At 62.3% G+C, this 19,725-nt stretch carries 16 protein-coding genes; 11 read left to right on the top strand and 5 right to left on the bottom strand.

The genetic code is table 11. The features are described 5' to 3' along the window. The first annotated feature begins 26 nt into the window (after positions 1 to 26). The 11 genes from uvrB (at position 27) to IEW81_RS00500 (ending at position 13,607) form a co-directional block, all read left to right on the top strand. On the top strand, positions 27 to 2,099 hold the full coding sequence (uvrB, locus tag IEW81_RS00550) for an excinuclease ABC subunit UvrB (protein WP_097061880.1): 2,073 nt from the start codon (positions 27 to 29) through the stop codon (positions 2,097 to 2,099). 128 nt (positions 2,100 to 2,227) lie between these two features. Next, positions 2,228 to 5,110 (top strand): excinuclease ABC subunit UvrA, encoded by a 2,883-nt coding sequence (gene uvrA / locus IEW81_RS00545; RefSeq protein WP_097061992.1) that lies wholly within the window; start codon positions 2,228 to 2,230, stop codon positions 5,108 to 5,110. Between the two features lie 27 nt (positions 5,111 to 5,137). Then, positions 5,138 to 7,021, top strand: a complete 1,884-nt coding sequence (uvrC, locus tag IEW81_RS00540) for an excinuclease ABC subunit UvrC (protein ID WP_097061881.1) — start codon at positions 5,138 to 5,140, stop codon at positions 7,019 to 7,021. Between the two features lie 26 nt (positions 7,022 to 7,047). Beyond that, the gene (rapZ, locus tag IEW81_RS00535; RefSeq protein WP_097061882.1) at positions 7,048 to 7,923 is read left to right on the top strand and encodes an RNase adapter RapZ; all 876 of its coding nucleotides are present in this window, start codon (positions 7,048 to 7,050) and stop codon (positions 7,921 to 7,923) included. A 51-nt stretch (positions 7,924 to 7,974) separates the two neighbouring features. Beyond that, a complete protein-coding gene (gene whiA / locus IEW81_RS00530; RefSeq protein ID WP_097061883.1) occupies positions 7,975 to 8,952 on the top strand; it encodes a DNA-binding protein WhiA in 978 nt (325 codons plus the stop codon). Positions 8,953 to 9,077: 125 nt separating this feature from the next. Beyond that, the gene (locus IEW81_RS00525; protein ID WP_097061884.1) at positions 9,078 to 9,704 is read left to right on the top strand and encodes a superoxide dismutase; all 627 of its coding nucleotides are present in this window, start codon (positions 9,078 to 9,080) and stop codon (positions 9,702 to 9,704) included. A gap of 97 nt (positions 9,705 to 9,801) precedes the next feature. Next, on the top strand, positions 9,802 to 10,809 hold the full coding sequence (gap, locus tag IEW81_RS00520) for a type I glyceraldehyde-3-phosphate dehydrogenase (RefSeq protein WP_097061885.1): 1,008 nt from the start codon (positions 9,802 to 9,804) through the stop codon (positions 10,807 to 10,809). A gap of 14 nt (positions 10,810 to 10,823) precedes the next feature. Next, positions 10,824 to 12,041, top strand: a complete 1,218-nt coding sequence (locus tag IEW81_RS00515; RefSeq protein ID WP_097061886.1) for a phosphoglycerate kinase — start codon at positions 10,824 to 10,826, stop codon at positions 12,039 to 12,041. Further along, positions 12,029 to 12,826, top strand: coding sequence for a triose-phosphate isomerase (tpiA, locus tag IEW81_RS00510; RefSeq protein WP_097061887.1), 798 nt, complete (start codon positions 12,029 to 12,031; stop codon positions 12,824 to 12,826). Before IEW81_RS00515 ends, tpiA begins: the two co-directional genes overlap by 13 nt. A 95-nt stretch (positions 12,827 to 12,921) precedes the next feature. Continuing rightward, positions 12,922 to 13,170 carry a preprotein translocase subunit SecG gene (secG, locus tag IEW81_RS00505; RefSeq protein WP_097061888.1) on the top strand — a complete coding sequence of 83 codons (249 nt, stop codon included), beginning with the start codon at positions 12,922 to 12,924 and terminating at the stop codon, positions 13,168 to 13,170. A gap of 74 nt (positions 13,171 to 13,244) precedes the next feature. Continuing rightward, complete coding sequence (locus IEW81_RS00500) at positions 13,245 to 13,607, top strand: RNA polymerase-binding protein RbpA (RefSeq protein WP_097061889.1); 363 nt, start codon at positions 13,245 to 13,247, stop codon at positions 13,605 to 13,607. A gap of 54 nt (positions 13,608 to 13,661) precedes the next feature. Here the strand turns inward: IEW81_RS00500 and pgl are convergent, their stop codons facing one another. The 5 genes from pgl to tal are packed head-to-tail and all read right to left on the bottom strand — an operon-like array spanning position 13,662 to position 19,714. After that, the gene (gene pgl / locus IEW81_RS00495) at positions 13,662 to 14,468 is read right to left on the bottom strand and encodes a 6-phosphogluconolactonase (protein WP_097061890.1); all 807 of its coding nucleotides are present in this window, start codon (positions 14,466 to 14,468) and stop codon (positions 13,662 to 13,664) included. After that, positions 14,465 to 15,439 (bottom strand): glucose-6-phosphate dehydrogenase assembly protein OpcA, encoded by a 975-nt coding sequence (locus IEW81_RS00490; protein WP_097061891.1) that lies wholly within the window; start codon positions 15,437 to 15,439, stop codon positions 14,465 to 14,467. The genes pgl and IEW81_RS00490 overlap by 4 nt, the downstream gene beginning before the upstream one ends. Next, positions 15,436 to 16,977, bottom strand: coding sequence for a glucose-6-phosphate dehydrogenase (gene zwf, locus IEW81_RS00485; protein WP_097061892.1), 1,542 nt, complete (start codon positions 16,975 to 16,977; stop codon positions 15,436 to 15,438). The genes IEW81_RS00490 and zwf overlap by 4 nt, the downstream gene beginning before the upstream one ends. A gap of 29 nt (positions 16,978 to 17,006) precedes the next feature. After that, positions 17,007 to 18,605 (bottom strand): glucose-6-phosphate isomerase, encoded by a 1,599-nt coding sequence (locus IEW81_RS00480; RefSeq protein ID WP_097061893.1) that lies wholly within the window; start codon positions 18,603 to 18,605, stop codon positions 17,007 to 17,009. After that, positions 18,602 to 19,714, bottom strand: coding sequence for a transaldolase (gene tal, locus IEW81_RS00475; protein ID WP_097061894.1), 1,113 nt, complete (start codon positions 19,712 to 19,714; stop codon positions 18,602 to 18,604). The genes IEW81_RS00480 and tal overlap by 4 nt, the downstream gene beginning before the upstream one ends. Between the last annotated feature and the right edge of the window lie 11 nt (positions 19,715 to 19,725).

The following is a 19,725-nucleotide window of genomic DNA, read 5'->3' as shown; positions in this document are numbered from 1 at the left end:
TCGGTGCGGGTGCCTAAGCTTGAATTATGGAACCCACACGCTCGGTGCGACCGTTCGAGGTCATCAGCGAGTACATCCCCAGCGGCGACCAGCCCCAGGCGATCGCAGAACTCGCGCAGAGAATCAACGCGGGTGAGACCGATGTCGTCCTGCTCGGTGCCACCGGCACAGGCAAGTCCGCGACGACGGCATGGCTGATCGAGCAGGTACAGCGTCCTACGCTCGTGCTCTCGCACAACAAGACCCTTGCGGCCCAGCTCGCCAACGAGTTCCGGGACCTGATGCCCAACAATGCCGTCGAGTACTTCGTGTCGTACTACGACTACTACCAGCCCGAGGCGTACATCCCGCAGACAGACACCTTCATCGAGAAGGACTCGTCGATCAATGCGGAAGTCGAGAGGCTGCGGCACTCGACGACGAACTCCCTGCTCAGCCGTCGTGACGTCATCGTGGTGTCCACGGTCTCCTGCATCTACGGACTGGGTGCTGCGGAGTCTTATCTCGAGGCTATGGTCGCGTTGCAGGTGGGCCAGAAGATCGACAGGGAGACGCTGATCCGGCGGTTCGTCTCGATGCAGTACCAGCGCAACGACTACGACTTCTCCCGGGGTACCTTCAGGGTGCGCGGCGACACCATCGAGATCATCCCGGTCTACGAAGAGCTCGCGATCCGCATCGAGATGTTCGGCAACGAAATCGAGGCGATCTACGCGTTGCATCCCTTGACCGGCGATGTCGTCAGGACGATGGATGCCGTATCGGTCTTTCCCGGCACCCACTACGCGGCCAGCCCTGCCACGATCCAGCGTGCCATTGTCACTATCCAGGACGAGCTTGCCGAGCGACTGCAGGAGTTCGAACGCCAGGGCAAGCTGCTCGAGGCCCAGCGGCTGCGCATGAGAACCACTTTCGACATCGAAATGATGGAGCAGATCGGTTTCTGCAACGGCATCGAGAACTATTCGAGGCATATGGATGGCCGGCAGCCCGGCGAAGCGCCGCACTGCCTTCTCGACTATTTCGCCGAAGACTTCCTCGTTGTCATCGACGAATCGCACGTGACGGTGCCACAGATCGGAGCCATGTACGAGGGGGATGCTTCGCGCAAGCGCACCCTCGTAGAGCACGGTTTCAGGCTTCCGAGTGCGATGGACAACCGCCCGCTCAAGTGGGAAGAATTCCTGAACCGCGTGGGCCAGAAGGTCTACCTCTCCGCGACGCCGGGTAAGTACGAGCTCGGCATCACGGATTCGGTGGTCGAACAAGTCATCCGCCCGACCGGGCTTGTCGACCCCCAGATTCTCGTCAAGCCCTCGAAGGGGCAGATCGACGACCTGCTTGAGCAGATCCGACTGAGGGTCGACAGGAACGAACGCGTCCTCGTCACCACTCTCACGAAGAAGATGGCCGAAGAGCTCACCGAGTTCCTCGGGGAACATGGTGTTCGGGTAAGATACCTGCACTCCGACGTCGACACTCTCCGACGAGTCGAGTTGCTCACCGAGCTCAGGCAGGGCGTCTACGACGTGCTCGTCGGTATCAACCTGCTGCGAGAGGGTCTCGACCTGCCCGAGGTGTCCCTTGTCGCCATCCTCGATGCCGACAAGGAAGGATTCCTGCGGTCGGGAACCTCCCTCATCCAGACGATCGGTCGGGCGGCTCGAAACGTGTCTGGCGAGGTGCACATGTATGCGGATCGCATCACCGATTCGATGGCGAAGGCCATCGACGAAACCACCCGCCGGCGCGACAAGCAGATCGCGTACAACCTCGAGCGGGGCATCGACCCTCAGCCTTTGCGTAAGAAGATCGCTGATATCACCGATCAGATCATGCGCGAAGCCAGCGATACCGCTGCAATCCTGGCCGGCAAATCCGACTCGAGCCGCAAGCGCGCACCCACTCCGAACCTCAAACGTGAGGGTCGGGCCGCTGCCGGTGGCAACGACCTCGAGAAGATCATCTTCGAACTCAACGAGCAGATGCTCCAGGCAGCCGGTGAACTGAAGTTCGAGTTGGCAGGTCGGTTACGTGACGAGATCCAGGACCTGAAGAAAGAATTGCGCCAAATGGAGCAGGCGGGTCATCTCACCTAGTGCGCACAATTCGACAACCGTCAACCCCGGGACGTCAATCCCTTTCGCCGTCCGGGTCCAATGTCGGTGGCATCGGTAGGATATAAAGAGTGTCAATTACTGAAATCGAAGAGCTTGATGAGAGCGCGATGCTCGATGCAATCGAGACAAAAGGCGCGACCAACGGCAAACTGAGCGTCCGTGGAGCCCGCGTCCACAACCTGAAGAACGTCGACCTCGAGATCCCGCGGGATTCCCTCGTCGTCTTCACGGGCCTGTCGGGTTCTGGCAAGTCGAGCCTCGCCTTCGACACGATCTTCGCCGAGGGTCAGCGCCGCTACGTGGAATCCCTGTCTGCATACGCGCGGCAGTTTCTCGGCCAGGTCGATCGCCCGGATGTCGACTTCATCGAGGGCCTCAGCCCCGCGGTATCCATCGACCAGAAATCCACGAACCGAAACCCTCGGTCGACGGTCGGGACCATCACCGAGATCTACGACTACATGCGGCTGCTGTGGGCCAGGATAGGCGTTCCCCACTGCCCCGAGTGTGGGGAGCTGATCTCGCGACAGAGCGTCCAGCAGATTGCCGACCAGTTGATGACGCTGGAGACCGGCACGCGTTACCAGATCGTGAGCCCGATCATCTCCCAGAAAAAGGGGGAGTTCGTCGACCTGTTCACCGAGCTCGCCTCGACCGGATACTCACGTGCTCTCGTCGATGGCGAGCAGATCCAGCTCAGCGATCCACCGAAGCTCAAGAAGCAGTACAAGCACGATATCTCCGTCGTGGTCGACCGGCTGGTCGCGGCAGACGACATCCTCACGAGGCTCACCGACTCGCTCGAAACCGCCCTTCGACTCACCGACGGTCTCGTCATGATCAACTACGTCGATCTCGAAGGCGACGCCGCGTGGCGCACATTCTCCGAGAAGTTGTCATGCCCGAACAACCACGCGCTGCAACTCACCGAGATCGAGCCTCGGACGTTTTCGTTCAACGCCCCGTTCGGCGCCTGCCCTGAGTGTTCGGGGCTCGGCACTCGTATGTCCGTCGACGCCGACCTGCTGATCGCCGGTGACAGCGTGAGCCTGGCGGAGGGCGCCATCCTGCCCTGGACCAGCGCCGGCAAGGGGCTCTTCAACTATTTCGAGAAGCTGCTCGTGGGTCTCTCGCAGGATCTCGACTTCTCCCTGAATACCCCGTGGGGCCAGTTGCCTGAGGAGACCCGCGAGGCGATCCTCCGTGGCAACAACTTCGAGGTGACGGTGAGGTGGAAGAACCGCTTTGGTCGCGAGATGAAGTACTCGACGGGCTTTGAGGGCGTCATCCCGTACATGGAGCGCAAGTACATCGAGGCTGAGACCGACAGCCAGCGCCAGCGGGTGGCTGACTACCTTCGAGAGATCCCTTGCCCGGTCTGCGATGGCAAGCGACTGAAACCCGAAGTGCTGGCCGTGACCGTCGATGGCGTGAGTATCTCGGACATCTGCGAGCTCAGCCTGCTGAATGCATACGAGTTTATGAAGAACCTGCAGTTGTCTGCACGGGATGCGAAGATCGCAGCGCAGGTGCTTCGTGAGATCCGACTGAGGCTCGAGTTCCTCATCGAAGTGGGTCTTAGCTATCTCAACCTGATGCGCGCCGCAGCCACTCTGAGCGGTGGCGAAGCACAGCGCATCCGCCTCGCGACCCAGATCGGTTCCGGCCTGACCGGCGTGCTCTATGTGCTGGATGAGCCGAGCATCGGCCTGCACCAGCGCGATAACCGCAGGCTTATTGAGACACTTGTGAAGCTGAAGAACCTCGGTAATACCCTGATCGTCGTCGAACATGACGAAGACACGATCAGGACGGCCGACTGGATCGTCGACATCGGCCCTGGTGCGGGCGAGCACGGCGGGATGGTGGTGCACTCGGGTTCGTATGAGGGGCTTCTCGCGAACCGCGAGTCGATCACGGGGGACTACCTCGCAGGTCGCAGGTCCATCGAGACCCCGAAGAAGCGCAGGAAGATCGATAAGTCCCGCCAGGTCGTCGTCGAAGGTGCACGAGCGAACAACCTGCGCAATGTGACAGTGGCCTTTCCTCTCGGTGTGTTGACGGCTGTGACCGGCGTCAGCGGATCGGGCAAGTCCAGCCTGGTCAACGACATCCTGTACAAGGTCCTCGCCAATCAGCTCAACGGAGCACGGCAGATCGCGGGAAAGCACACCAGGGTGACCGGCCTCGACAACCTCGACAAGGTCGTGCACGTAGACCAGGCGCCGATCGGACGCACCCCACGATCCAACCCCGCCACGTACACGGGCGTGTTCGACAAGATCCGCACGCTCTTCTCGGAGACCGCCGACGCCAAAGCCCGGGGTTACCTGCCGGGCCGGTTCAGTTTCAACGTCAAGGGCGGCCGCTGCGAGAACTGCTCTGGCGACGGCACGATCAAGATCGAGATGAACTTCCTGCCGGACGTCTACGTGGCGTGCGAGGTGTGCGGAGGCGCGAGGTACAACCGAGAGACCCTTGCGGTCAAGTACAAGAGCCGGAACATCGCCGAAGTGCTTGATATGTCGATCAGCGAGGCCGCTGAGTTCTTCGAGGCGATCTCGTCGATCCACCGGTACCTCAGGACGCTCGAAGAGGTCGGGCTCGGCTATGTGAGGCTAGGCCAGAGTGCGACGACGCTATCGGGCGGCGAGGCACAACGGGTGAAGCTCGCGACCGAACTGCAACGCCGGTCGATGGGGCGGAGCATCTACGTGCTCGACGAGCCGACGACGGGCCTCCATTTCGAAGACGTCCGCAAACTCCTGATGGTGCTCAATGGACTGGTCGACAAGGGCAACACCGTGATCGTCATCGAGCATAACCTCGACGTGATCAAGTCGGCCGACTGGTTGATCGACCTGGGGCCGGAGGGTGGAGCCGGCGGTGGCGAGGTGTTGTCCATCGGAACGCCCGAACGGCTCGCGAAGGTGGAGGGCAGCCACACCGGCATGTTCCTCAAGGAGATGCTGGAAGGCAGCCGTGCTTAGTCCCTCCGGGGCCTGAGCGCGGTCGTCATGGCAACCACTGTCAGTTGGCGCCCGAAGGCCGGTGAAATTCCCCAGCAACCTGGCGTGTACAGGTTCCGCGACGCGTCAGCACGAGTGCTGTACGTGGGCAAGGCAAAGAATCTCAGGGCTCGACTGAGCAACTATTTCGCTCCGCTCGACTCGCTGCACGAACGCACCCGCAGGATGGTGCTGACGGCGTCGTCGGTGGAGTGGACGGTGGTCGGCAACGACTTCGAGGCCCTTCAGCTGGAGTTCACGTGGATCAAGGAGTTCGATCCGCCGTTCAACGTGCAGTACAAGGACGACAAGTCGTACCCGTATCTCGCGATCACGCTGGGCGACCCTGTTCCTCGCGTCATGGTGACCCGCAATCGTTCCATCCCCAATGCCCGCTATTTCGGTCCATTCAGCCGTGCCTGGGCGATCCGGGAAACCGTCGACATCATGCTGAAGGCGTTCCCGATGCGCAGTTGCTCGGAGACCACGTTCAAACGCGCCAAGCAGACCGGTCGGCCGTGTCTGCTCGGAGACATCGGCAAGTGCGCGGCACCCTGCGTCGGTCGGGTGACGCTCGAGGAACACAAGTCGATCTCGCTGGATTTCGCCAGCTTCATGGGAGGAAACGACTCCCGCTACGTGACCACCATCACCAAGCGCATGAAAGACGCGTCAGCCGCGATGGACTACGAATCTGCGGCGCGTTATCGTGACCAGATCGGCGCGATGGAGACCGCCCTCGCTAGGAACGCCGTCGTGCTGGATGACGGCGTCGACGCCGACCTCTTCGGCATAGCGCACGACGAACTCGCGGCGGCGGTGCAGCAATTCATCGTGCGCGGTGGCCGCATCAGGGGCGTGCGGGGCTGGGTCGTCGACAAGGAGCTCGATGTCGAACTGCCCGACCTGGTCGAGTCCGTGCTCCAGAATGCCTACGAAGACGCCGTGCCTCCGCGTGACGTGTTCGTGCCAGCGCTTCCAGACGACACGGCAGCGCTCGAACGCTGGCTGGGGGAGTTGCGGGGTCCGGGATCCCGCGTGAAGATCGGTGTCGCACGGCGCGGCGACAAGGCCACGCTGATGCAGACCGTGACGCAGAACGCACAGAACGCGCTCATCCTCTACAAGACCCGGCGCAGTGGCGACTTCGTGGCGCGATCGCAGGCGCTTGCCGACATCCAGGAGGCGCTCGGAATGGCGGATGCCCCGCTGCGCATGGAATGTTACGACGTCTCCCACCTCAGCGGCACCAACATCGTCGCGTCGATGGTGGTCTTCGAAGACGGGTTACCGCGCAAAGACCAGTACCGACGCTTCAGCATTCCGGAGTCGACCGACGACACGGAGTCGATCTACCAGACGCTCTCGAGGCGACTGGCTTACCTCAGGGAGCCCGAGAGCAGTCCGGTCGCCGATGCTCTGGACGACGCGGACGGCGTTGAGACGAAGCGAAAGAAGTTTGCGTATCCGCCACAGCTTCTGATCGTGGATGGGGGGCAGCCGCAGGTTTCAGCCGCGCAGAGGGCGCTCGACGATGCGGGCATCACGGGCATCCAACTGTGCGGAATTGCGAAGCGACTCGAGGAGATCTGGCTTCCGGATTCGGATTTTCCGGTGATCCTTCCTCGAAACAGCGACGCACTCTTCCTTATCCAGCGCATTCGCGACGAGGCACACCGCTTCGCGATCAGCTATCAGAGGCAGAAGCGACGCAACGACATCCAGTCTGTGCTCGCGGAGATTCCGGGCCTCGGCCCGGCTCGTGTGCGCGAGATCCTGAAGCATTTCGGCTCGGTCGCCAAGTTGAAGAACGCCAAGGTAGAAGAGGTGGCGTCGGTGAAGGGAATCGGCCCGGCGCTGGCATCCATCGTGGTCGGGCGGCTACAGCCGTGACGACCTGCCGCTAGTCTTGGATCACGATGCAACCCGAGCTTGATCACCAGGAGATGCTGATCGTCACCGGCATGTCCGGTGCAGGTCGATCGACGGTCGCGAATGCCCTCGAAGACCTGGGCTGGTACGTCGTCGACAATCTTCCGCTGCAAATGCTGGTGCCGCTGGCTGAACTCGCGAAAAAAGCCGGCGACTCGCTTCCCAGAATCGCTGCGGTTGTCGACGTTCGTGGCGGCCGACTGTTTGCCGATGCGCTCGACGCCTTCGAATCACTGCGCGACAGCATCGTCATGCGGGTGCTGTTCCTCGACGCGACGGATGCCGCTCTCGTGCGTCGCTTCGAACAGGTACGGCGGCCTCATCCGCTGCAGGGGGATGGCACACCACTGGACGGGATCGCTGCCGAGCGAGAACGGATGGGGGAGCTCCGGTCGACAAGCGACATCGTCATCGATACGTCTGAATTGAACATCCACCAGCTCGCCACGACCATCGCCGAGCGGTTCTCTACGGCTGATACAGCTGGCCTGATGATCACCGTGGAGAGTTTTGGATACAAATACGGCCTTCCGGCAGATGCAGACCTCGTCGCGGATTGCCGGTTCCTGCCCAACCCGTTCTGGATTCCCGAACTGAAGACGCTCAACGGCCAGGACGCCGACGTGCGAGACTATGTTCTCGCGCAAGAGGGTGCGGCAGATTTCGTGGCCAACTACTCGAAGGCGATGGAGCCGGTGTTTGCCGGCTTCCAACGCGAGAACAAACGGCATGCCACGATCGCCATCGGCTGCACGGGTGGAAAACATCGCTCTGTCGCGATCGCGGAAGAACTCGCGGGTCTGCTTCGAAGCTTTCCCGGGGTTGTCGTCAACGTCAAGCATCGCGACCTCGGGCGCGAGTGACCCGGCGGCAACATCGCAATGTTGCCAGCCCCATGAACGAAGGAGAAACCTGTGGCATTGACCGCCGAGGTTAAGGATGAACTGACAGGCATCACGTCAGGAAAGACAACAGTGCGGGCGGCGGAACTGGCTACCATCCTCCGTTTTTCCGGAGGACTCCACATGATCTCTGGACGGATAGCTGTCGAATCCGAACTCGAGACCGAGCAATTGGCCAGGCGCGTCCGCAAAGATATCGCCGAGTTGTACGGCGTCCGCTCCGACGCCTCGGTGGTCTCGGCATCCGGAACCCGCCGCACCAGCCACTACCTCGTAAGGGTGCTCGACGGCGGCGAAACCCTGGCCCGCCAGACCGGGCTGCTGGATGCCCGCCGCCGACCGATCCGCGGGCTGCCCAACCGCCTCACCACCGGCAGCATCGAGGAGTTGTCAGCGGTCTGGCGTGGGGCTTTCCTGGCCGCGGGGAGCCTTACCGACCCTGGTCGCTCAGCAGCGCTCGAAGTCACCTGCCCCGGGAATGAGGCCGCCATGGCTCTCGTCGGGGCGGCGGGTCGGCTCAAGATCTCCGCAAAGGCTCGGGAGGTGCGCGGGGTGCATCGCGTCGTCATCCGCGATGGTGAAGCCATCAGCGCAATGCTCGTACTCATGGGTGCCGATAAGAGCGTCGCCAACTGGAACGAGCTGCGGCAGCGCCGCGAGGTGAGGGCGACGGCAAATCGCCTCGTCAATTTCGACGACGCAAACCTGCGACGTTCTGCGCTGGCTGCCGTAGCGGCCTGTGCTCGCGTCGAGCGGGCGCTCGAGATTCTCGAGGTCGATGTTCCGTTCCACCTGCAGTATGCGGGCCAGCTGCGACTCAGGTTCCGTGACTCTAGTCTCGATGAATTGGGCCATCACGCCGATCCCCCCATGACGAAAGATGCGGTTGCGGGCCGGATCCGCCGGCTGCTCGCCATGGCGGACAAGAGGGCCTCTGACCTCGGTATCCCTGGCACCGATGCCAACCTGCCGCCCGACCTGGACGAGTAGTTTTTCGATTCGATTGGCATACCGGAAAACATCTGAAGGGTCCGTGGTCGACGTGAGTAGACTGGAAATGTCATCCCAACTCGATGTCGAATCGTTTTTCGAAGCCTATTTGCTAGGAGATAACGTTGGCTGAATACACTCTTCCAGAACTCGCATACGACTATTCGGCTCTCGCGCCGAGTATCAGCGGCGCGATCATGGAGCTTCACCACAGCAAGCACCACCAGGCATATGTGACTGGTGCGAACGCCGCGCTTGCGGGGCTTGCTGCCGCCCGGGATTCCGGAGATCTCGCGAACGTGAACAAGCTCCAAAAGGACCTGTCGTTCAACCTCGGCGGGCACGTGAACCATTCGATCTTCTGGACGAACCTTTCCCCTGACGGCGGCGACAAGCCGACCGGCGACCTTGCCAGCGCCATCGACGACCACTTCGGCTCGTTCGACAAGTTCACAGCACACTTCACTGCTGTAGCGATGGGTGTCCAGGGTTCGGGATGGGCCGTGCTGGCCTGGGATTCACTGGGCGAAAACCTGATCATCGTGCAGTTCTTCGATCAACAGGGCAACCTCCCCGCGGGTATCGTTCCGCTGTTGATGCTGGATGTGTGGGAACACGCGTACTACCTGGACTATAAGAACGTGCGCGCCGACTACGTCAAGGCGTTCTGGAATATCGCACACTGGGGCAACGTCCAGCAGCGCTTCACCGCTGCGCGCGAAAAGACCAACGGGCTGCTGCTACTGTCATAGCGGCGTCGTGGCCGGGTGCATTGCACCCGGCCACACCTCGTTTACCACCCCACTACAAGCACGAAGCGTCCCGGACGCCTGAGCAACAGGAGCATTAGTGACCGTCAAGATTGGCATCAACGGATTCGGCCGTATCGGCCGTAATTTCCTTCGCGCGTCTCTCGCCAAGGGAAGCGACATCGAAATCGTCGCGGTCAACGACCTCGACAACCCGGCGGCACTGGCGCACCTCCTCAAATACGACACCGTCGGTGGTCGCCTGGACGCCACTGTCGAGGTCGAGGGCGACACGATCCTCATCAACGGCAAGCCGATCAAGGTCCTTGCCGAGCGCGATCCCGCTGCCCTTCCGTGGGGTGAGCTCGGCGTCGACATCGTCATCGAGTCCACCGGTCGCTTCACCAAGTCTGACGACGCCCGCAAGCACATCACTGCCGGCGCGAAAAAGGTCATCGTTTCGGCTCCCGCCTCCGGTTCGGATGTCGCGACACTCGTGCTGGGTGTCAACGAGAACACCTACGACGCGGCCGTGCACGACATCATCTCCAACGCATCGTGCACCACGAACTGCCTCGCGCCGCTCGCCAAGGTCTTCATGGAGAACTTCGGCATCGAGCGGGGTCTCATGACCACGGTTCACGCCTACACCGCGGACCAGAACCTGCAGGACGGCCCGCACAACGACCTGCGCCGTGCCCGCGCCGCCGCGGGCAACATCATCCCGACCTCGACTGGCGCCGCCAAGGCTCTCGGCCTGGTCATCCCCCAGCTCGTGGGAAAGCTCGACGGATACGCACTGCGCGTGCCCGTGATCACCGGATCGATCACGGACCTCACGATCACGGCGTCGCGCCCGGTCACGGTCGAAGAGGTCAACGCGGCATACAAAGCTGCGGCTGAAGGTCCCCTTAAGGGCATCCTGAAGTACACGGAAGACGAGATCGTCTCGAGCGACATCGTCGGAGACCCGCACTCCTCGATCTTCGATGCAGGCCTCACCAAGGTCATCGGCGACCAGGTCAAGGTTGCCGCGTGGTACGACAACGAGTGGGGATACTCCAGCCGCCTCGTGGACGTCACCGAGTTCGTCGGCTCACGCCTCTAGACACTCAACGCCCGATGTCATTGCGAACGATTGACTCGCTGGGCGACCTGAAGGGGAAGAACGTTCTCGTCCGCTGCGACCTGAACGTTCCCCTGAAGGACGGCCGGATCACCGACGATGGACGTATTCGAGCGTCCCTGCCGACGCTCAACAGATTGATCCAGGCGGGGGCTCGAGTCATCATCGTTTCCCATTTGGGCAGGCCCGACGGCGAGCCGAACTCGAAGTTCAGCCTCGCACCTGTGGCACAGAGGCTGTCGGAGTTGCTCGGTAAGGCTGTCGTATTCGCGGCTGACACCGTCGGCTCTGCGGCAGCAGATTCCGTGGCGGGTCTCGATGACGGCGACGTCGTCGTGCTCGAAAATCTCCGGTTCAATGCACACGAAACCAGCAAGGTTGCGGGGGAGCGCGAGCAGTTCGCCGCGCAGCTGGCCACGCTGGGCGATGCTTTCGTCTCAGACGGGTTCGGCGTCGTCCACCGTGAGCAGGCCAGCGTTTACGAGTTGGCGAAGGCTCTCCCGAGTGCAGCCGGCTTGCTGATCCGGCAAGAACTCGACGTCCTCGAACGCTTGACCGTCACGCCCGATAAGCCGTTTACTGTTGTGCTCGGGGGGTCGAAGGTCTCCGACAAGCTGGCGGTCATCGGCGCATTGCTGCCGAAGGTGGACAGGCTGCTGATCGGCGGAGGCATGCTCTTCACCTTCCTCGTAGCCCAGGGCCACCGGGTCGGTGCGAGTCTTCTCGAAACCGATCAGGTAGAGGTGGTGAAGGGATACCTGGCCGAAGCTGAGCGGCTGGGTGTGGAGATCATCCTCCCGACGGATATCGTGGTGGCATCCGCATTCAGTGCAGACGCCGACCATCTCGTCACCGCTGCGGAAGCCATCGAAGATACCGTCTTCGGAGCGGCCGGACTCGGGCTCGACATCGGCCCGGAGACGTCCGACCGGTTCGCGCAGGCGATTGCGGATTCGAAGACGGTCTTCTGGAACGGCCCGATGGGAGTGTTCGAGCTGGCGCCGTTCGCTGCCGGTACCCGTGCCGTGGCATCCGCTATGACAACATTTGACGGTTTTGGCGTGGTCGGTGGTGGCGACTCTGCTGCTGCCGTTCGTGCTCTCGGATTCAATGATGACCAGTTCGGTCACATTTCAACTGGCGGCGGCGCGAGCCTCGAGTTCCTCGAAGGCAAGTCGCTTCCCGGCCTGGAGGTACTTGGATGGCAAAGGTAGCGCGCGTTCCCCTTATTGCGGGGAACTGGAAACTCAATCTCGATCACCTGCAGGCGATCGCATTCGTGCAGAAGCTCGACTGGACCCTGAAGGACGCTCGCCACGAGTACGGCATTTCCGGCTCGGAGGTGGCTGTGTTCCCACCGTTCACCGATCTCCGTTCCGTTCAGAACCTCGTCGCCGCGGACAAACTGAGCATCGTGTTCGGAGGCCAGGATCTCTCTGAGCACGACTCGGGAGCCTTCACTGGTGAGATCTCCGGAGCCTTTCTCAAGGCGTTGGATTGCACATATGTCATCATCGGCCACTCCGAGCGTCGCACCCTCCATTCGGAAACCGACGAGCAGTTGGGGCGGAAGGTTGTGGCCGCACTCAAGCACGGCCTTGTGCCAGTGCTCTGCGTCGGAGAGACCGCCGAGGATCTTGAGATCCACGGTCCCAGCGCTGTGCCGGTCGCACAATTGCGTGCAGCGCTGGCCGGGGTATCCGGAACCCCGAATCTTGTCGTGGCCTACGAGCCGGTGTGGGCGATCGGGTCAGGCCAGGCCGCTACTGCTGAGCAGGCTGAGCAGGTCGCGGCAACCCTGCGGGCGACTCTCGCGGAATTGCTTGGCGAGGAGGTTGCCGACGCCACTCGCATTCTCTACGGTGGGTCCGTGAAGTCGACCAATATCGCGGGCTTCATGCGCCAGCCCAATGTCGACGGCGCCCTCGTGGGTGGTGCGAGCCTTGACGTCACCGAGTTCGCGAGCATCGCACGCTTCCAAAAGCACGTCGGAACCTGAGGCCGCCAGTTCTAGCCCATAATCCCGATGCGGTGCTGATATCTACCCGGCTCATTGTCGGTTAGAATTACCGAGGCTTTCGAAAGGTTTTATTCGTGGATATTCTTCAAGTTGCGCTCCAGGTCGTCCTCGGCCTCACGAGCCTTCTGCTTACCCTGCTGATCCTGTTGCACCGCGGGCGAGGTGGTGGTCTCTCCGACATGTTCGGAGGGGGAGTCACGTCGAATCTCGGTGCCTCTGGGGTTGCCGAGCGCAACCTGAACCGCATCACCGTCATCCTCGGCGTGATCTGGATCAGCAGCATCGTGTTCCTCGGGCTCATCACGAAATTCGATGGATCTTAGGCACGACCGTATGACGTCGAGTCTCTCAGGGGCGCGACAAGCACCATCAACAGCAGACCGAACTTAGGGGCATCGTGGCATCAGGCGGAAGTGCAATTCGAGGTTCTCGCGTCGGCGCAGGCCCCATGGGTGAGCAGGATCGTGGGTTTCACGCCGAGCGTATCCAGGTTTCGTACTGGGACGTGATGGGCAACGAGACAGTCCGAAACTTCGCTGCCAACCTGCCCGAGGATGAGATTCCGGAGACGATCGACTCGCCGACTACCGGGTTGCCCGCCGGCCGCGACAAGGAGAATCCTCCGTCGGTCGCCAAGCTCGAGCCGTACAAGACACACCTCGCGTACGTCAAAGAGCGTCGCAGCGAAGAAGAGGCCGCACAGCTTCTCGAAGAGGCTTTGGTTCAGCTTCGCGCCCGCCGCGGAACCCTCACGAAGTAGTACACAGCGGCTGTTTGCCGCCAATCTCCGGCAAGTGCTCGCGAAACTCGCGCGCTAGAGTTCGAGGCCGTGGTCGTCTGCGCCGGTCCAGAACTGGCCCGGAGTGATCAGGTGTTCGGGAACCTGGGCTGCAGCCGAGGCGTCGACGAAGAACAACGTGGTACGTCGACCCTCGACTCCGGCAGCCGGGACCTCGTTGACGCTCACGCCAGCGAGTGTCAGGCCGAGTGCGGATGCCTTATCGGCACCCGCCAGAACGAGCCAGACCCGCGCCGACGAATTGATCGAAGGAAGCGTCAGGGAAAGGCGTTCCGGCGGTGGCTTGGGTGACTTGCGCACCGGGATGACGGTCTTCTCACGCTCTCGGACGCCGCCGCGCTCGGGGAAGAGTGATGCGATGTGGCCGTCCGGTCCCATGCCGAGGAAGGTGATGTCGAAATGGGGGATGGACGCGTTGGCAGGGGAGTGCGCGGCGAGTTCCGCCGCATAAGCCTCTGAGGCTTCATCCAGCTCCAGCCCGCTATCGGACGCCGCGAACGCGTGCACGCGGTGCGGGTCGAGCGGCACATGATCGAGCAGGGCTTCGCGCGCCTGGGTGTCGTTACGATCTGGATCGCCGGCCGGGAGCCATCGTTCATCGCCCCACCAGACGTTGACCCGACTCCAGTCGACGGAGTCACGCGCCGGTGATAAATTGATCGCCGCCAACACTGCCGAACCCATGGTTCCACCGGTCAGTACCACGGATGCTTCATCGAACTCGGCGATCAGGTCGACGGTTTTCGTGATGAATCGTGCTGCGACGGCCGAAGCGAGCGAAGAGTTGTCTGCATGCACGATGACCCGGCGTTCGTTGGTCATGATTTTGCTTTTCTGGAAGCTGCTGCCTTCCCGGGCTTTCCGAGTTGGGCTACGCCCCGCTTGACGACGTCGCCGAAGAGTTCATCGGGGTCGAGCCTTCGCAGTTCTTCTGCCAGGCAGTCGCGAAGGCTTCGACGGGGAAGCGATATGTCATGTGTGGGCTGGTTCGGCTGGATGAGAGTTCCCACGTTCGCCATGGTGCGCTCGAGCTTGATCTCGCCGGATTCACGCGTGAGAGTGACGCCCTGGATGCCGCTGCTGCCGTGGGACTTGCTGGTAACGGTGAGCGTCACCTCGACCTCAAGCTGCAACTGCAGCCACGCGGCGAGCAGCACTGTCGATGGGGAGTCAGCAGCGCCGTGCACCTCGACAGCTGTCACGGGCTGGTACGGCGGCTGGTCGAGCACCGCAGCAAGCTGTGCACGCCACAGGGTGAGCCTCGTCCATGCGAAGTCGGTGTCGCCCGGCTGGTACGACCCCGCGATGACGGTGATGGCGTCGTGTGGATTCGATGCGGCAGCAGCATCGGTGATTCGACGCTGCGCGATTCGACCGATTGCCGACTCTGACACGACCTCTGGTGCATTTCCGGGCCACCAGGCAACCACGGGAGCATCGGGCAGCAGCAGGCCCGTCACCAGGCTCTCCTGGTCGATGGCGGCGTCGCCATAGGCCTTGATCACAACGACCTCACTCGCCCCCGCATCGCCACCGACACGGATCTGCGCGTCGACCCTGGCTTCGCCGACGGGGTGGGCCGTGCCCTGATCCGTCGACACGACGATCACGCGCATCGGGTGCTCGCGTGATGCATCGTTAGCGGCTCCGATGGCCTCTTCTTCTTCACCGAGCCCCGTGCTGATCACGAGTGTCAGCACCCGACCGAGAGCGACCGCGCCACCTTCTTCGCGGATCTTAACCAGGGTCTTCGAGATCTTGCTCGACGTGGTGTTGGGAAGGTCAACGATCATGGTCGTCTCCAGGTACGGCCATCGCGGGCCATCAGTTCGTCAGCGGATGACGGGCCCCAGGTGCCCGGCCTGTACTGTTCTGGCTTCCCCTGGGTCGCCCAGAACTCCTCGATCGGGTCGAGGATCTTCCAGCTGAGCTCGACCTCCTGGTGCCGGGGAAACAGCGGGGGGTCTCCGAGCAGCACATCCAGGATCAGGCGCTCGTAGGCTTCAGGGCTTGCTTCGGTGAAGGCGTGACCGTATCCGAAGTCCATAGTCACGTCGCGCACCTGCATTCCAGCGCCCGGCACCTTCGACCCGAAACGGATGGTCACGCCCTCGTCGGGCTGCACCCGGATCACGAGGGCGTTCTGGCCGAGCGCCGACGTCTGGCTCTCCGCGAACAGATATTGCGGCGCGCGCTTGAAGACGACGGCGATCTCGGTCACCCTGCGACCGAGTCGCTTTCCTGTGCGCAGGTAGAACGGAACGCCGGCCCAGCGCCGCGTATCGATGTCGAGCCGGATCGCGGCAAAGGTCTCCGTGGTGGAATCGGGGTTCATTCCGTCTTCTTCGAGGAAGCCGACGACTTTCTCACCACCCGACCAACCGCCCGTGTACTGGCCGCGAGCCGTGTGCTTTCCGATGTCCTGCGGAATCCTGACGGCAGAGAGCACCTTCTCTTTTTCCGCCCTGAGGTCTGCTGCGTCAAAGGAGACAGGCTCTTCCATCGCGGTCAGGGCAAGCAGTTGCAGAAGGTGATTCTGGATGACATCCCGCGCGGCACCGATACCGTCGTAGTATCCCGCGCGACCACCGACGCCGACATCCTCGGCCATGGTGATCTGGATGTGATCGACGTAGTTGGCGTTCCAGATGGGTTCATATAACTGGTTGGCGAAGCGCAGTGCGAGGATATTCTGCACCGTCTCTTTACCGAGGTAGTGGTCGATGCGGAACACGCTGTCGGGCGGAAACACAGACTCGACAACCGAGTTCAGCTCGCGAGCGGTCTTCAGGTCACTTCCGAAGGGCTTCTCGATGACGACTCGACGCCATTCACCGTTCTTCTGCTCTGCCAGCCCTGAGTCACGCAGCCGCTCCGTGACCTCCGGAAACGACTTGGGCGGAATCGACAGGTAGAAGGCGTGGTTGCCCATGGTCCCGCGATCACGATCCAGCTCCTCGATCGTGTCCTTCAAACGTCCGAAGGCCGCGGCATCGTCGAATTCTCCCTGCACGAACCGAATACCCTGCGCCAGTTGGGTCCAGACATCCTCATCGAAAGGCGTGCGTGCATACTGCTTGACCGCGTCGTAGACGACCTTGGCGAAGTCCTGGTCTTCCCAGTCTCGCCTCGCGAATCCGACGAGCGCGAACCCGGGGGGAAGCAGTCCACGGTTGGCGAGGTCATACACGGCCGGCATGAGCTTCTTGCGTGACAGGTCGCCGGTGACACCGAAGATCACGAGCCCACTGGGGCCCGCGATCCGGTTGAGTCGGCGATCGGACAGCAACCTCAGCGGGTTGAAGTCGGCAGTGATGTTCACGGGCGACATAGTGCTCCTAAACTGCTCGGTACCCAGTACTAGCTGAGTGCGCTGATGATTATCGGCAGCGACTCTGCTGGGTTTGCGAGGGTAAGGCTGAGCACCGGACGCCCATGATCGGCGAGCACACTCGCGTCACCGTCGGCCTGTGCCCGGATGAGCTGCCCGAAGGTGAACGGGCGATCGGGAATCTGGAGGTCGGGCTGTTCCGCGCTGGTGATCTGGAGAAACACGCCGACCGCCGGCCCGCCCTTGTGGAACTGGCCGGTCGAGTGGAGGAACCTCGGACCCCAGCCGAACGTCACGGGCCTGCCGGACCGCCTCGCGAGGGCATCGCGCAGCGTCAGGAGTTCCGGATGGGCGACGCGGTCGACATAGGCCTGGATGGCGACGTAGCCATCGGCGGGAAGAGACGCGACGAGCTTGTCGATCGCACCAGCGAGGTCGCTCACGCCGTCGACGACTGCGGCTGTTCCACGAACCTCGATGTCGCCGACCACGAAGGCCGGGGTCGCCGGGATCGAGGGGTTGTCGATCAGAGCGCGGGTGGCGATCTTCGCCGATTCGACATCAGGCTGGTCGAACGGGTTGATCCCGAGAAGCCGACCGGCAATCGCCGTGGCGTATTCCCACACCAGGATCTGGGCACCCAGGCTGCCGGCGATCTCGATTTCGCCGTCGGCGACGTCCTTGGTGTCATCCCAGTCACCCACCAGTCGTACAACCTGGAGGTCGGCGAGATTCTCGCTGAGTTCGGGGGAGTCCACTTCGAGTACGACAGGAAGAATGCCCTTGCCGAGCTTTCCCGTCGACTCAGCGATCAGCTGCTCAGCCCAGTCGCCGAATCCGCGGATATGCGTGCCGTCGATGACGATGCCGAGCTTGTCTTTGAGCGGTACGGTTCCCGCGATCGCGGCACCGAGGACGAGGCCGGGATTGTCCGGGTGATCTATCGACAACTCCAGCATGACTGCTTCGGATTCGTCGAGCAGTTCGTTGAGATCGACTCCGGCAAGGCCTGACGGGACGAGGCCGAAGGCGGTCAGTGCCGAGTAACGACCCCCAACCGTGGGGTCGGCGTTGAACACTCTGTAACCGGCTTCACGAGCCCCGATATCGAGCGGTGAGCCTGGGTCGGTCACGATGACGATGCGCTGGAGCGGATCGATTCCCGCATCCGTGAAGAACTGCTCGTAAATTCGCTTTTGGCTGTCGGTCTCGAGAGTCGAGCCGGACTTCGATGAGATCACCACGGCGGTGGTCGCGAGCCGATCAGCCAGTGCCGCCATCACCTGGCCGGGATCGGTTGAATCGAGAACCGTGAGCTCGACACCGTACGTACGTGTGATGACTTCGGGAGCCAGCGATGATCCGCCCATGCCGCCCAGCACGATGTGGTCGACGCCGGCGGCGCGAAGGGTATCGCGCAATTCGTAGATCTCAGCGATCAAGGGGCGAGAGACGGATACCGCCTGCACCCATCCCAGTCGCTTCGATGACTCGTCTTCTGCGTCCGCACCCCACAGCGAGGCATCCCCACCCGTCAGCCTGCTGGCGACAAGATCGTTGATCAGCTGCGGTACGAGGCGCTCGACGGCCTCTGCCGCCGCTCCGGATACAGCGATCCGGACGCTCACTTCGCGGCCTCCAGCGCTGCTGCAACGGTATCGAGCAGCTCGTTCCACGACACGATGAACTTCTCCACACCCTCCTTCTCGAGCAGCGCGGTCACCTCGTCGTAGGAGATGCCGAGAGCGGCCAGAGCATCCAGCGTGTTGTTCGCGGCGTTGTAGTTGCGGGTCACATTGTCCCCGGTGATCACGCCATGGTCGAAGGTGGCCTCGAGTGTTTTCTCCGGCATCGTGTTGACGGTCTCGCCCACAGTCAGTTCTGTCACGTACAACGTGTCAGGAAGGCTGGGATCCTTCACTCCCGTGGATGCCCACAGCGGCCGCTGCTTGTTCGCTCCGGCGGCAAGCAGCACTCGCGAGCGCTCCGAGCTGAATTCCTGCTCGTAGACCTGGTAGGCGAGCCTGGCGTTGGCGATGCCAGCCTTGCTCTTCAGTGCTTTGGCGTCATCGGTGCCGAGGGCATCGAGACGCTTGTCGATCTCGGTGTCGACGCGGGATACGAAGAACGACGCGACCGAATGGATGGTCGACACGTCGTGACCTGCCGCCCTGGCCTGCTCGAGGCCGGTGAGGTAGGCGTTGATGACTTCGCGGTGACGCGAAAGGCTGAAAATAAGCGTGACGTTGACACTGATACCTGCGCCGATCGTCGCCGTGATCGCTTCGAGTCCCTCGACTGTTGCGGGGATCTTGATCATCGCGTTCGGGCGGTCGACCTTCGCCCAGAGCTCCCGAGCCTGCTGGATAGTGCCCGCCGCATCGTGCGCGAGTCCAGGCTCTACCTCGATGGATACCCGGCCGTCCTTACCGCCGGTGGAGTCGTACACCGGGCGGAAGATGTCGCTGGCAGCGGCGACATCATTGGTGGTGATCTCGAAGACGGCTTCGGTGACAGTCTTTCCCGCCGAGGCGAGCTCGGCGACCTGGGCGTCGTACGCCTCACCCCTGGCCAGTGCCGTTGCGAAAATCGTGGGGTTGGTGGTGACGCCGACGACGTTGCGCTCCGCGATCAGCTTCTGAAGTCCGCCCGAATTGATGCGCTCCCGCGAAAGGTCGTCGAGCCAGATGCTGACGCCCGCGGCGGAAAGGGCTGTGGTGGGAGTTTCGGTGCTCATAGTGTTTTTTC

Source organism: Salinibacterium xinjiangense (assembly GCF_014645015.1).
Classification (GTDB): Bacteria; Actinomycetota; Actinomycetes; order Actinomycetales; family Microbacteriaceae; genus Rhodoglobus; species Rhodoglobus xinjiangensis.
This window is presented reverse-complemented; position numbering and strand designations above follow the sequence as displayed.

Excerpts from the sequence above, each read along its gene's own strand:
- tal (WP_097061894.1), bottom strand. The coding sequence starts at position 19,714 with ATGAGCACCGAAACTCCCACCACAGCCCTTTCCGCCGCGGGCGTCAGC.
- uvrA (WP_097061992.1), top strand. The coding sequence starts at position 2,228 with ATGCTCGATGCAATCGAGACAAAAGGCGCGACCAACGGCAAACTGAGC.
- zwf (WP_097061892.1), bottom strand. The coding sequence starts at position 16,977 with ATGTCGCCCGTGAACATCACTGCCGACTTCAACCCGCTGAGGTTGCTG.
- pgl (WP_097061890.1), bottom strand. The coding sequence starts at position 14,468 with ATGACCAACGAACGCCGGGTCATCGTGCATGCAGACAACTCTTCGCTC.
- uvrC (WP_097061881.1), top strand. The coding sequence starts at position 5,138 with ATGGCAACCACTGTCAGTTGGCGCCCGAAGGCCGGTGAAATTCCCCAG.
- tpiA (WP_097061887.1), top strand. The coding sequence starts at position 12,029 with ATGGCAAAGGTAGCGCGCGTTCCCCTTATTGCGGGGAACTGGAAACTC.
- rapZ (WP_097061882.1), top strand. The coding sequence starts at position 7,048 with ATGCAACCCGAGCTTGATCACCAGGAGATGCTGATCGTCACCGGCATG.
- IEW81_RS00515 (WP_097061886.1), top strand. The coding sequence starts at position 10,824 with ATGTCATTGCGAACGATTGACTCGCTGGGCGACCTGAAGGGGAAGAAC.
- IEW81_RS00490 (WP_097061891.1), bottom strand. The coding sequence starts at position 15,439 with ATGATCGTTGACCTTCCCAACACCACGTCGAGCAAGATCTCGAAGACC.
- uvrB (WP_097061880.1), top strand. The coding sequence starts at position 27 with ATGGAACCCACACGCTCGGTGCGACCGTTCGAGGTCATCAGCGAGTAC.